The 13,107-nt window shown below is 45.0% G+C and carries 13 protein-coding genes; 10 read left to right on the forward strand and 3 right to left on the reverse strand.

Annotated elements, in window-relative coordinates; genetic code table 11:
* Positions 1 to 2 precede the first annotated feature (2 nt).
* The 6 genes from ONE56_RS19130 (at position 3) to ONE56_RS19155 (ending at position 5,524) form a co-directional block, all read left to right on the forward strand.
* Positions 3 to 1,646, forward strand: coding sequence for a TolC family protein (locus ONE56_RS19130; RefSeq protein WP_423840764.1), 1,644 nt, complete (start codon positions 3 to 5; stop codon positions 1,644 to 1,646).
* Positions 1,646 to 1,849, forward strand: coding sequence for a DUF1656 domain-containing protein (locus ONE56_RS19135; RefSeq protein WP_331438405.1), 204 nt, complete (start codon positions 1,646 to 1,648; stop codon positions 1,847 to 1,849). The genes ONE56_RS19130 and ONE56_RS19135 overlap by 1 nt, the downstream gene beginning before the upstream one ends.
* 12 nt (positions 1,850 to 1,861) lie before the next feature.
* The gene (locus ONE56_RS19140) at positions 1,862 to 2,746 is read left to right on the forward strand and encodes an efflux RND transporter periplasmic adaptor subunit (RefSeq protein ID WP_423840765.1); all 885 of its coding nucleotides are present in this window, start codon (positions 1,862 to 1,864) and stop codon (positions 2,744 to 2,746) included.
* Between the two features lie 43 nt (positions 2,747 to 2,789).
* The gene (locus tag ONE56_RS19145; protein WP_423840766.1) at positions 2,790 to 3,476 is read left to right on the forward strand and encodes a potassium channel family protein; all 687 of its coding nucleotides are present in this window, start codon (positions 2,790 to 2,792) and stop codon (positions 3,474 to 3,476) included.
* On the forward strand, positions 3,469 to 4,614 hold the full coding sequence (locus tag ONE56_RS19150; protein ID WP_041155811.1) for an AI-2E family transporter: 1,146 nt from the start codon (positions 3,469 to 3,471) through the stop codon (positions 4,612 to 4,614). The genes ONE56_RS19145 and ONE56_RS19150 overlap by 8 nt, the downstream gene beginning before the upstream one ends.
* A gap of 247 nt (positions 4,615 to 4,861) precedes the next feature.
* Positions 4,862 to 5,524 (forward strand): DUF2057 family protein, encoded by a 663-nt coding sequence (locus tag ONE56_RS19155; protein ID WP_423840767.1) that lies wholly within the window; start codon positions 4,862 to 4,864, stop codon positions 5,522 to 5,524.
* Positions 5,525 to 5,589: 65 nt separating this feature from the next.
* Here ONE56_RS19155 and ONE56_RS19160 read toward each other — a convergent pair whose 3' ends face one another.
* The gene (locus ONE56_RS19160; protein WP_423840768.1) at positions 5,590 to 6,354 is read right to left on the reverse strand and encodes a ferredoxin--NADP reductase; all 765 of its coding nucleotides are present in this window, start codon (positions 6,352 to 6,354) and stop codon (positions 5,590 to 5,592) included.
* 219 nt (positions 6,355 to 6,573) lie between these two features.
* On the opposite strand from ONE56_RS19160, the gene ONE56_RS19165 reads away from it, so the two are divergent.
* Positions 6,574 to 7,026, forward strand: coding sequence for an acyl-CoA thioesterase (locus ONE56_RS19165; protein WP_041155808.1), 453 nt, complete (start codon positions 6,574 to 6,576; stop codon positions 7,024 to 7,026).
* Positions 7,027 to 7,200: 174 nt separating this feature from the next.
* On the forward strand, positions 7,201 to 8,151 hold the full coding sequence (locus tag ONE56_RS19170; RefSeq protein ID WP_041155807.1) for a LysR family transcriptional regulator: 951 nt from the start codon (positions 7,201 to 7,203) through the stop codon (positions 8,149 to 8,151).
* A gap of 29 nt (positions 8,152 to 8,180) precedes the next feature.
* Here the strand turns inward: ONE56_RS19170 and ONE56_RS19175 are convergent, their stop codons facing one another.
* Complete coding sequence (locus tag ONE56_RS19175) at positions 8,181 to 8,834, reverse strand: oxygen-insensitive NAD(P)H-dependent nitroreductase NfsB (RefSeq protein WP_041155806.1); 654 nt, start codon at positions 8,832 to 8,834, stop codon at positions 8,181 to 8,183.
* A gap of 282 nt (positions 8,835 to 9,116) precedes the next feature.
* Entirely contained in the window at positions 9,117 to 10,274 is a 1,158-nt protein-coding gene (locus ONE56_RS19180; RefSeq protein WP_052481532.1) for a D-alanyl-D-alanine carboxypeptidase family protein, read from the reverse strand.
* Positions 10,275 to 10,504: 230 nt separating this feature from the next.
* Between ONE56_RS19180 and ONE56_RS19185 the strand changes: the two genes are divergently transcribed.
* Together ONE56_RS19185 and ONE56_RS19190 are read left to right on the forward strand one after the other, a co-directional pair.
* Entirely contained in the window at positions 10,505 to 11,800 is a 1,296-nt protein-coding gene (locus ONE56_RS19185; protein ID WP_423840769.1) for an alpha/beta fold hydrolase, read from the forward strand.
* 141 nt (positions 11,801 to 11,941) lie between these two features.
* Positions 11,942 to 12,922, forward strand: coding sequence for a rhodanese-related sulfurtransferase (locus ONE56_RS19190; RefSeq protein ID WP_041155804.1), 981 nt, complete (start codon positions 11,942 to 11,944; stop codon positions 12,920 to 12,922).
* The last annotated feature ends 185 nt before the right edge of the window (positions 12,923 to 13,107 follow it).

Below are 13,107 nucleotides of genomic sequence, written 5' to 3' on the forward strand. Positions count from 1 at the left end.
GTATGTTGATTTCAAAGCTCACGAAACCGAGCCTTACCCTACTGGCACTACTCGGGGTCAGTGCCTGTACAACTGTGGGACCGGACTATGTCCATCCACAGCAGTCTGCATTACCCAGTGATTGGTCGCTCAAGAGCGCCGTGCAGGACACACAGCAATCAGAGCAACAGATGCAGCAGTGGTGGCAACAATTTAATGACCCGACGCTCAATCAATTAGTCGAGATCGCCAGCCAACAGAACTTAGATTTGGAAGCGGCAGGTTTGCGTATCATCCAAGCGCGTGCGCTTTTAGGTATCACAACAGGCTTACAATACCCGCAAGTACAAACCGTATCTGGTAATGTGGCTCGTGCGTACGTCAACGATCAAGGGTTTAATAACGCGGCACTGTCCTTTGATGCGGCTTGGGAGGTGGATATATGGGGTAAATACGCTCGTGGTATTGAATCTGCCGAAGCGGGTTACTATGCAACGATTGCGTCATACCATGACATTATGGTCACCATCACGGCAGAGGTAGCACGCAATTATATTAATTACCGTACCTACCAAGAGCGCATTTTGTTGTCTCGCCGCAACATCGAGATCCAAGAGCGCGTTGTGCACATCACTCAAGTCCAATATGACTCAGGTAACGTCACCGAACTTGATGTTCAACAAGCGAAAAACCAGCTGTATACAACCAAAGCGGCGCAACCGGGTCTAGAAATCGCGATGAAGCAGTCCCGCTCCGCACTCGCGCTCTTGTTAGGTATATTGCCCGAAGAGGTTGATGTCATTCTTGAATCAAATGGTATCCCTGAAAGTATCGCTGCTTATGAAACTCAGTTTAAATCGACTGGGCGAAAATTGGCTTTATCGGGTAACGATGAAGTATCCATTGTGCCTCGCCCTCCCGTTTTACAAAGCAAAATAGACGCAAACTTGGTCATGCGTCGACCTGACTTACAAGTCTCAGAAATGCTTGCTCGGGCGCAAAGTGCCCAAATTGGCGTCGCAGAATCCGCGTTGTATCCGAGCTTTTCACTGTTTGGTTCGATTGGTATCGATAGTACCGTTCCTGATGGCGACAGCTTCAGTTTTAGTGACTCATTGACCATGGTAATTGGCCCAACGTTTAGCTGGAATATATTCCAATATGGCAGGGTGAAAAATAACATTCGCCTTGAAGATGCCAGCTTCCAAGAGACGTTGACTAACTACAACAAAGCCGTTTTACAAGCGGTCAACGAAGTCACGAATGCGTTAGAAGCGTATGACCTGTATTTAAAACAAAAATCCCTACGCCTACAGTCTGTTAACTCCTCCATTCGCGCATTCAATATCTCGATGACGCAATATGAAAACGGTCAAATCTCATTTGAACGTCTGCTCAATTCCGTCGAGAAGATGACTCGAGCCGAAGACAGCTACGCCCAGATTAAAGGTAACGTAGCCAGCCAAGTCGTGGCGTTGTACAAAGCGTTAGGCGGGGGATGGCAAACCAAAACCGGCAAACCTTTCGTTAGCGAAGCCATTGCTCAGCAAATGCAACAGCGCGTTGACTGGGATGGGTATTTGGACGAAGACGAGCGCGTACTACCGCCATTGCGTATCAAACAGACATCCGACAATCCAACGGACTCTAATAGGGAGGAGCCATAATGCCGTATGAACTCTCTTGGGGCGATGTGTACTTCTCTCCTTTGCTATTAGTTCTATTTCTTGCGGTGACCGCCACATGGATAACCGTCATCATTTTAAACAAAACCCGATTATCGCGTTTCATCGCTTTTCCATCGCTGACCTTTATCGCCATCATGGTTTGTTATGTGGTCACGATTGACAGTTTTTATATTCAATTTTAGGTGCCAAACAAGATGAAAAAACTATTCGTAATTGCACTCAATCTTATCATTCTTGGCGGCGCAGCTTGGCTAGGCTATCAGAAGTATGACGAGTATTTTCATCATCCCTGGACCCGTGACGGTCAAGTGAGGGCCAACGTCATTAAAGTTGCGCCTCGTGTATCTGGTCCGATCGTCAACGTGGCAATACAAGACAACCAAGAAGTAACCGCTGGAGACTTGCTGTTTGAGATCGATCCTACGACTTATGAGGTTGCGCTCTCTCAAGCGGAAGTTGGCCTAGAAAGAGCAAAGGTCAACGCACGTGGAAAACAGATCGAATACGAGCGCTTAAAAGACATCCGCACCAAAGATCGTGGAGCGGTATCCCACAAAGATTTGATTCGTCGCGAGATTGCGTATGAAGAGTCTCTACTGCAGATCAAATCTGCAGAAGAACAATTGAAATCAGCCAAACTAAATCTCGGATTCACCAAAATATATGCCACCGTGGATGGCTTTGTATCTAACCTAGATATTCGAAACGGTACCCAGGCGGTCGCGAATCAACCGTTACTTGCACTGATCGATAAGAACAGTTTTTGGGTATTTGGCTTCTTCCGAGAAAATCAACTTACTCAAATAAAATCAGGTAATAGCGCGCGCGTCACCCTCATGTCTCATCCAGATACACCGATTGATGGCACCGTAGACTCCATTGGTTGGGGCATTGCGCCAAGAGATGGCACGGTGGGTTACAACCTATTACCTAACGTGAATCCTGTTTTTCAGTGGATTCGTTTAGCACAACGTATTCCTGTCCGTGTTTCGCTTAAAGAATTACCAGAAGGTGTTGAACTGAGATTTGGGCTTTCCGCATCGATTATGGTAATGAGCGAATCATCTGCGGATGAATAACTAGAAATAAAGATGAATGACTAGAATTTAAGTGAGAACCGTCATGGTTATTGGTAAAAAACTCAAAAATATCAATGAAGAAAATAATTTTTTCTATCTGACATTAGCGCTAGTGACCTTACTTGTGTGCAGTGCTTTTTTTCAGGGAGTCGGCGAAGGTGCGTTAGAACATATTCTACAAGCGTTGACGATCATCACGTTTATCGTCTGTATGGCAAGCCTACGCTTCGATAAAGCGTGGTCGCGTTTTTTTTATTCTCTCCTGAGTATCTGGGTGCTTGTCATCACACTCAAAACCATTTTTGATATTGAAAAAATGAACGTTGTGATGCTTGCGCTGACCTTCGCATTTTTCTTTGGCACGTTCAAATCGATCGCGAGACAAATTCTGTTTACAGGCTCTGTGAACAGCAACAAGGTGATCGGTTCAGTCGCTTTGTTCCTGCTGCTTGGATTGATGTGGGCCATTGCCTATCTCATCTTACTTGAGTTTTCTCCACATGCCTTTACAGGTATGGAAGCCATTTCTTGGGGGCAGAACTTTTCCAACGCAGCGTATTTTAGTTTTGTCACTTTAACCACGCTAGGTTATGGCGACATCAGTCCTCTAACCCCTTTGGCGCAAGTCATTGTGTATTTAGAGGCAATTACAGGTGTGTTTTATATGGCAATAGTCGTTTCAAGCCTCGTCAGTTCTAACATCGATCATCAGGTAAATAAAAATGAATAAACAATCGGAAAGACATGAAAGTAAGCTTTTCATCAGTAACATGGTGGAGTCATCAATACGTATTGGCTTGATATTCGTATTGCTGATGTTTACGTACGATATTATCAAGCCTTTCATCATTCCAGTAATCTGGGGGGCGATCATCGCAGTAGCATTAATGCCCATCACCCAAAAACTGCAACGCGCCTATGGGGGTAGACGTGGACTAGCAGCCACGACGATTGCATTGTTGGGTATAGCTTTATTGGTCACGCCTCTGGTGATGGTGTCTGGTTCCATTTACGACGGAGCCACACATGCCCTCGAAGTATTGCAAAGCGGAAGTGTTAAAATACCAGGACCTAAACCTTCGGTTGCAGACTGGCCTCTGGTCGGCGATAAACTGTTTGATACTTGGACAATGTTTGCGACCAACTTAGAGCAAGCGATACAAACCTTTATGCCACAGATTAAATCTGGCCTAACGGCATTACTGGGTATGGTTGGTGGCGCCATTGGTAGTCTATTACTTTCCATTTTATCACTGGCCATTGCGGCAGGCTTCATGACTTATTCAGAGTCACTGTCATCCGGACTAACAACGATTGCCATTCGTACTGCCGGCGACAATGCGAAAAGCTGGGCAACAATGATCGCAGGAACCATAAAGAGTGTTCTACTCGGCGTGGTTGGTGTTGCTGCAATCCAAGCACTGATTATCGGTGCAGGATTCTTCATATTTGGTGTTCCAGCCGCTGGCTTACTCACGCTCATTTTGATGATTTTGTGTATCGCTCAACTGCCCGCTTTGTTAGCCGTTTTACCCGTCATAGGCTATATGTACATGACACAAGACAGCAGCACAGCGACCATGTTTACGGTGTGGGCCGTTGTTGGTGCTTTATCTGAAAACTTACTCAAACCAATGTTAATGGGTCGTGGTGTTGATGTCCCTATGCCAGTGATTCTGATTGGTGCCATCGGCGGTATGCTGTTCTATGGCATCGTCGGTTTGTTCTTGGGTGCGGTGATTCTCGCGATTTGGTATGAGCTGTTTGTTTGGTGGTTAAACATTGAAAAAGCTCAACAACAAGAGGAGTTAGCTGAACTGCAAGAGGTGGATGATCAAGCCAATTCTGGGCAAGGCGCTGGTATTTAGCATTCCATCTTTCGTCATTTATTTAAAAAAACCTTATAAACAAGAAACAAACCGTTGCCTTACAGCGGTTTGTTTTGCTTTCTGATGTGTTGTCTTCAACGGGCGCAGACTGTCAGTTGAAGCTCGCACAATCAACAAAAATGACGGTACTGTGAATTTTTCATTCATCTAACGGTAGAGAGTTGCAATCAAATGGCTAACGGTGCACTCTCATCCATCGCTAATCACAGTGCTTAGGATAAAAACAATGAAATTGATCAAGCCTTTAACTTGTATGATCGCTCTTACAATGAGTGGTATGGCATTCGCGGATGTCACTGTACGTGTGCCTGACGAAGTCTCTGTTCTGGCGGCAAACGGGGATAAAGTGAAGCTCTCAGGTGGTTTTTTCGCGTCCGAAAAAACATTGATCCTACCTAACGGAGTGAATCAATTTGTATTTCGCTATACCCCATTTTTTAGCCAAGGTAACGATCGCGTTAGCACCGAAAGCGACGTAATTATCGCTAAGTTTGTTTCTTCAGATGCGGAGCTAACGATGCAATTACCAAAATATCGCAATTTGAGTGATGCAGAAAACAACATTGGCGCTCTGGACTGGGCATTAAACGATAAGTCAGGGAATACCATTGATGTACAACAAGACAAGCTGATCAAACCTGGTGTTCAAATTGGCCGCGACTACATTCGAGAAACGGAAGATTACAACAAGACCGGAGGTATAGCCGCTGTATCGATTGCAGCAGTCCAACCCATGACTCTGCCAGCTCCAATTCCCGACGATCTCAAACAAGCTCGAGCAGAAGCTGCGAAAGCAGATTCAACAGCCGAAGAGATGCTGCACTTTTGGTATCAAAAAGCAGATGCTGACACCAAAGCGCGCTTTAAAGCGTACCTCAATCAACAATAATTACGACTATCTCTCAGTCTCGTCGTAGAAAAAAGCCACATCAGTGGCTTTTTTCACGTGCATCATTACCAATAACGTTCGTAGATTATATTTCCACCCTTTCTGGTACGATATTTTTCTAGCCCCATTTCTTGTAACACCGTTGACGTGTCTTTAATCATATCTGGGTTACCACATAGCATCACAAAACTACTTTGGGCGCTAAAAGGTAAATCCGCTCTATTCGCTAATGCACCCGACGAAATACAGTCTGGGATGCGGCCTTGTAGCTGATTGGCAACAGCTTCACGGCTTACGATCGGAATGTACTGCAAACGCCCTTCATAGCGCTGCTGCAACTGTTCAATTAAATAACGATACACCAGATCTTTTTCATATCGGACGCCATGGACTAATACAATTTTTTCATTGTGAGGAAGGAGATTAATGTCATCGAGCAAAGCAAGAAAAGGCCCAATCCCCGTCCCCGTTGCAAGCATCCATAAATCATGCGCTTGTTTAGGGATCGTATCGTGCACTAAGTCACCATGAGCGGTTTGCCCAACATAAATACCATCGCCCACTTTTAAATTTTGCAGCTTAGGCGATAGCTGACCATTTGGGTTCGCGACAATAAGGAATTCCAGCCAATCAAACTGCTCACTGGGCGCATTCACGATGGAGTATGCGCGACTGATAGGGTTTCCATCGTCATCAAGTAACGCCAACTTGGTAAATTGCCCCGCTTTAAAAGATAAAGAAGCCCCAGACACGCGTAAACTGAATACGTCTTTGGTCCAGTCTATTCGCTTTTCAACACTGGCGAGATTGAATCCTTTCAACTCTGTCACGAAACACCTCCTTCGTGGTTAACCTAAAGCAAACTTGACTCGCCCAACTCTCTGACTCGCCTAGCTAAGTAAAGTCTACACTTTACATATGTCACTTACCAGTTTAATTCACATTTTAAAAACAACTTTATTACATTTGGAGCAAATACATCTAGAATAAATACTCAAACTGATAAGCCACAGTAAAATCTGTGACAGGGCTAATGAAAAGGAAAGATGATGGATACACTACTAAAAGATTTTCCAGTCGTGACGGAAATAAAAGTCGCTTGGGGAGAAATGGATGCACTGCAGCACGTCAACAACGTCGTCTACTTTCGTTACTTTGAAACCGCTCGTCTCGATTATTTTTCTAAGATCAATATGATGGTCGATCTAAAAACCTCACAAATTGGTCCCGTATTGAGCGAAACACAATGTCGCTATAAGCTTCCCGTGACCTTTCCGGATACGCTACTTATTGGATCGCGCGTGATAGACATGCAATCGGATCGCATGACAATGGAATATCATGTATTCAGTAAAAAGTGGGGAGCGATAACCACAACGGCAACCGCAACGGGCGTGATGTTCGACTTTAAAAATAATGTAAAAACAGACGTTCCTGAGCACATTCGCCAATCCGTGCTCGATCTAGAAGCCACGGCTGGTAATACACATCAATTAAGTTGATAAACAAGGAGAGGTTGTCGCGCGGCTTCTCCTTTTTTGACAGCAACGAGACTTCTACACTAGCGCGGTCGGGACGCCTAAGCCGACATGTTCAACGATAACACCACTAATAAGCGTTGAATTTAGATCACTACCTACCCTATAGTGGGGCTAAATTCCCAGATACCTTTTGAGATGAAAGCCCTTAACGACCTGAACATTTTTGTCGAGACTGCACGCCAAGGTAACTTTTCTAAGGTTGCCTCCAGTATGGATATTACGCCCGCGGCGGTGAGTGCATCCATTAAACGCCTAGAAGAACAAATCGGATTTCCACTGTTTGTACGTTCAACACGTAGCTTAAGGCTCACCTCCGAAGGTGAATTGTTTTTGGATAAAACCACCCAAGCACTGGCAACGCTGCAAGATGGATTAGATCAAATCTCAAGTGCCAGAGGGGAGCTTGCGGGTCAACTACACATCAGTGCGCCATCCGATTTTGGACGCAATATGCTGCTCGATTGGGTGGAGGAGTTTATGTCTCTTTACCCAAAAGTCACCATCAAGCTTGAGTTGTCGGACAGTCTCACCGATATGTACGCTAAACCAGTCGACATTGCGATTCGTTACGGAGAACCAGCAGACTCCAATTTAGTCGTGCTCGCTTTATGTGGCAAAAACGAACGTATTTTGTGTGCATCTCCAGACTATGTCGCCAAACACCCAGAGTTGAAGTCTCCGGAGGATTTAGCTCAGCACAACTGTTTATGCTACATGGTTGCAGACTCGGTTTACAACAAATGGACATTGACACGAGAAGATCAAAAACAGCAGATCGTCGTCAGTGGTAACTTACTGAGCAACGACAGTGATTTACCACATCGCCTTGCTATTAAAGGGACAGGTATCGCGAATAAATCATTAATGGATATTAGTCAGGATTTAATTGAAGGTCGTTTGGTAAGAGTGCTGCCAGAGTGGGATTGCGGTCCTGTGCCACTTTATATGGTTTGTGCCGATCGCCGACTGCTTACGCCAAGCATCCGCACTTTCCGTGAATTTATCCAAGATAAATGCTGCCAGCAAAGAGCAAAAGTACTGGCAACATTTTGTCATTCATCAGAGAGTGAACCCTACCTCAAGTAAGGTCATCGCTCTAATGTTTTACCGTATGATTAAATTTCCGTAAGTACAGTGCTTTCGTCCCAGCGTGACTTCGGTGATTTCGCATTAAAATCGTCTTCCGCGTGGTAACCTAGCGGCACGATCACGACACTGGTATAGCCTTGTTCACGTAAACCAAACTCTGCATCGAGCACCTTAGGATCAAACCCTTCGACTGGCACTGCATCGATCTCCAGTGCTGATGCACCTAGCAACAACGTACCCACATTTAGGTAGACTTGCTTCTCCATCCAGTGATTCGCATCTTTATAATCGAAACGGTGCATATTAACGAAGAAGCCGCGACCACCTCGAACGGCTGATTTTGCGTCTTCTGTTGGGTATCGGCCATCTTTCTCTTCTTGAGCCAACAGCGCTTCAAGGTATTCTTCATCAATATCTGTCTTTGCACAGAACACCAAAACGTGAGAAGCGTTTAAGATTTTCGCTTCATTGAATGCGTAAGTGCCTTGTGCCGCCTTAGCAATACGCTGCTTGCCTTCTTCGGTACTCGCTAAAAGGAAATGCCAAGGTTGAGAGTTCACACTTGATGGGCTAAAACGAATCAGCTCTTTTATCGCATCTACTTTTTCTTGAGGTAGTTTGCGAGTCGGATCAAAAGCTTTAGTTGAATAGCGAGATTTAGCGGCTTGTACGATGTCCATGACGGTCTCCAAAAACAATAGTGTCTTGGCCGACAGCATAACCTTATGAGTTAATTTAAGAAACGGGTTTGATCTAAAAACATTTTCAAATTAAATTTGAAAATAAAACACAATAATCAGCGGTGCGTTGAGAACAGATGAACGACTTAATGACAATACGAATCGAAATACTAAAACAGCCCCACCTCTACGGCAAGGCTGTTTAATCACTGAGAGCCGCTTTATAACCGAGAGCCATAGTTAGGCTAAGGTCGACTTTCTGACTAAGAAATATTGATGTTGTTAATTAAAAAATGACGTCACCCATAAAACAAGGCTGTCCCAGATATTGGTGAGCCAAGAGCCGGGCTCAACCGCTTGCTTGCTAACTAATGGGTAACTCGCGACTGTTTGATCGTCACTTTTCCATACGACTTTACCGACAACGTCACCGACCTGAAGTGGAGCCATCAATGGCTCATTCAGTTCCACGACTTTCTCTAAATTCGCAGTCATTGAACGAGGTAAGGTTACGTACGCATCTTTCGCAAAACCGGCTTCAATTTCACTGATACTGCCTTTCCAGACACGAACTTTTGATTCTACTTGACCTTGAGTTGCGACTTTCTTGGTATCAAAAAAGCGAAAGCCATAGCTAAGTAGGTTCTTCGATTGGCTGACCCGTGCTTCTGGGCTTGGTGCACCCATAACGACCGATATCAAGCGCATTTTGCCTTCTGTTGCGGAGCTAACTAAGCTGTACCCGGCATTACTGGTGTATCCTGTTTTACCGCCATCCACATTGATTGAGTTATCCCAAAGTAACTTGTTGCGATTGTACTGAGTGATGTCATTCCACTTAAAGACTCTTTGGCTATAGAGCGCATATACATCGGGAACATCATTGATAATGGCCTGCATCAGCTTCGCCATATCCTCTGGGGAGGTTTGAATGCCTTCGCTGTCCAAACCATGGGAATTGACAAAATAAGTGTCTTGAAGGCCAAGCTTTTCTGCCCACCCATTCATCAAGGCAACAAACCCACGCTCTGTACCCGCAACATGCTCTGCAAGTGCGACACACGCATCATTACCCGACTGGATAATCACACCGTGAAGTAAATCTGACACACTAATTTCATCTTTTGGCTTAATGAACATTTTTGACGAGCCAGGAAACTTCGCTGACCAAGCATTTTCACTGACTGTCACCACATCATCCCAATTGAGCCGACCTGCATGTATCTCCTGTCCGACGACGTACGCGGTCATGAGCTTGGTCAAACTCGCTGGCGCTAAACCCGCTCTGCCATTTTGCTCTGCGATAATGGTTCCGGACTGAAAGTCCATTAACACATAGCCTTTGGCATTTAATTGAGGGGGATTCGGTGTGACGACTGCAAAAGCAGGCACACTTATAAAACAAGCAAAAAACATCCATCGAGCCAGTAGCACTCTCATCCGACTTCCTCCATCATTGGCGCAGCTATTGGTTACAACAGTCTTAAGCATAAACCATTCAACTTGTTGCCCAACCATTTTAATTTATACAAATGAATGTATCGTAACAGTACCATGTGAAACTGTGCGGATAACCGCAAATAGTATTGGTGAATAATATAATTACAATTAAAGTAACAAACCTGTGAACAGCCACAGGCTCCCCTAACCAGAAGGACCCAAGTAGAACAATGAATGATCAATCTTTTATCGATGCAGGTCTCCACTACGCTCCACACACGTTCCAAGTGCCACTCGATTATGCCGATGCTAGCAAGGGCACTATTGACCTATTTGCCCGCTCTATTTGCTTAGTTGGAGAAGACAACACTTCCAAACCTTGGCTTGTGTATTTTCAAGGTGGACCAGGTTTCCCTTCTCCTCGCCCAAATGGCAATAATGGTTGGATTAAACGTGCACTCAAAGATTACCGGGTATTACTTCTCGATCAACGTGGAACGGGTAACAGTTCGGTCATCAATCATCAAACGCTCGCCCACTTAACACCCAAGCAGCAAGCAGAATACTTGAGCTACTTTCGTGCAGACAATATTGTTCGAGACGCTGAATTCATTCGTCAACAGTTCGGAGTAGAAAAATGGGCCATTCTTGGTCAAAGTTTTGGTGGGTTTTGTTCTCTGACTTACCTTTCACTCTTCCCAGAAAGTCTACTGGCAAGTTACATCACGGGTGGTGTTCCCTCGATTTCGCGCCATCCCGACGATGTTTATCAAGCCACCTTTAAGCGCACAATGGAGAAAAACCAAGCGTTCTTTCAGCAGTTCCCTAAAGCGCAGCATTTATGCCAACGCATTGCCAATCACCTCATTGAACACGAAGAGTTTTTACCCAACGGACAGCGCTTTACCGTGGAACAGTTTCAACAAATTGGGATTAACTTTGGCGTCAGTGACACCTTTTTACCAACGTATTATTGGCTGGAGAGTGCGTGGATCAATGTGAACGGTAAACCGCAACTACGCTATGAATTCTTGAGCGATATGCTGGCGCAACAAAACTTCCAAACCAACCCTATTTACGCCATTTTACATGAGTCCATTTATTGTCAGGGTTTTGCTTCTCTTTGGAGTGCCCATCGTGTTCGTCAAACCATTCAAGCCTTCAACTATGAACCCGGTAAATCCTTTTACTTTACCGGAGAAATGGTCTTCCCTTGGATGTTCGACCAATACGTCAATCTGAAACCTTTGAAAGAAGCAGCGGAGTTGTTGGCGAGCAAAGACGACTGGTCACTGCTCTATGATGAAAGCCAGCTTGCAAAAAACAAAGTACCGGTAAGCTGCGCCGTGTATGCAGATGATATGTTTGTGGAAATGGACATTAGCCGAGAGACGTTAGCGGCAATACCGAATGCCAAAGCATGGATCACCAATGAATATGAGCACAATGGCTTGCGAGCCGATGGGGAACGTATTCTCGACACTTTGATCGCAATGGGTAAGCAAACGGCAGCGACGTTAATTTAATTCAACATGTCCAGCTCGACCACACGACGTAGTTAGAATACCCACACACTTTTCGTGTATTTCCGACTAAATTAGTCAGGTATAATTCTGCCCGCTAAAATTTAAAGGTTTTCAGCACCTGTTTTTTATAAAGGAAAGATCATGAGCCAGTACGTAGTGTGTGCGCTGTATAAATTTGTAGAACTGAATAATCATCAAGACCTGCGTGAACCATTGCTTGCGCTGATGGAACAACACCATATCCGCGGCACATTATTGCTCGCTGGTGAAGGTATCAATGGCACCGTTGCTTCTGATCGTACTGGTATTGATGCACTGCTTACATGGCTAGAAGCAGAGCCTCGACTAAAAGGTACTGTCTACAAAGAATCTTTCTCAGACTCCCAACCTTTTAACCGCACCAAAGTGAAACTTAAAAAAGAAATCGTCACATTGGGCGTAGAAGGTATCGATCCTCGTCACGTCGTGGGGACTTACGTTAAACCAAAAGAATGGAACGATTTGATTGCTGATCCTGAAGTGTTTGTCGTTGATACTCGCAATGATTACGAAATCGAGATCGGTACATTCAAAGGGGCGGTAAACCCAAATACAGACACATTCCGTGAGTTCCCTGACTACGTCAAAGAAAACATGGACCCAGCCAAACATAAAAAAGTGGCCATGTTCTGTACCGGTGGTATCCGTTGCGAAAAATCCACGGCCTACATGAAAGAGCAAGGCTTTGACGAGGTTTATCACCTAGAAGGCGGCATCCTGAAATACCTAGAGGAAGTGCCAGAAGAAGAAAGCCTTTGGGAAGGCGATTGCTATGTGTTTGATGGTCGCGTTGCAGTCAACCACCAGCTAGAAAAAGCCGATTATGATCTATGCAATGCATGTCGCCTGCCAATCACTGAAGAAGACAAACAGTCTGATCTCTACGAGCAAGGTGTCAGCTGCCCTAAATGTCACGGCACGCATTCAGAAGAGCAAATTACACGTTTCCGTGAACGTGAGAAACAAATCGCATTGGCGGAGCAGCGAGGTGAACAACACGTAGGCGGAGAAAGTGCCAAGCAGCGTGAAGCCAGACGCGCCGCCAAACTGGCCCAAAAAGAACAACAGCGCAAACAAGACTAAACTCAACAGAGCGAGCTGCTCAACTGTGGCTCGCTAAAACTTTAAGCTGAATTGATCTCCTCCAGCGTATCACTCCAAACTTATACCTCAACGCTTAGTTCGGCTTGTATTGAACAGTAATTTTTCTTTCTCTACGGTTTACCCAATTCTCAAATGTCGTTATGGTGATATATCAATCATTTGAG

Origin of the sequence: Vibrio mytili (assembly GCF_049563345.1) — a bacterium.
Classification (GTDB): Bacteria; Pseudomonadota; Gammaproteobacteria; order Enterobacterales; family Vibrionaceae; genus Vibrio; species Vibrio mytili.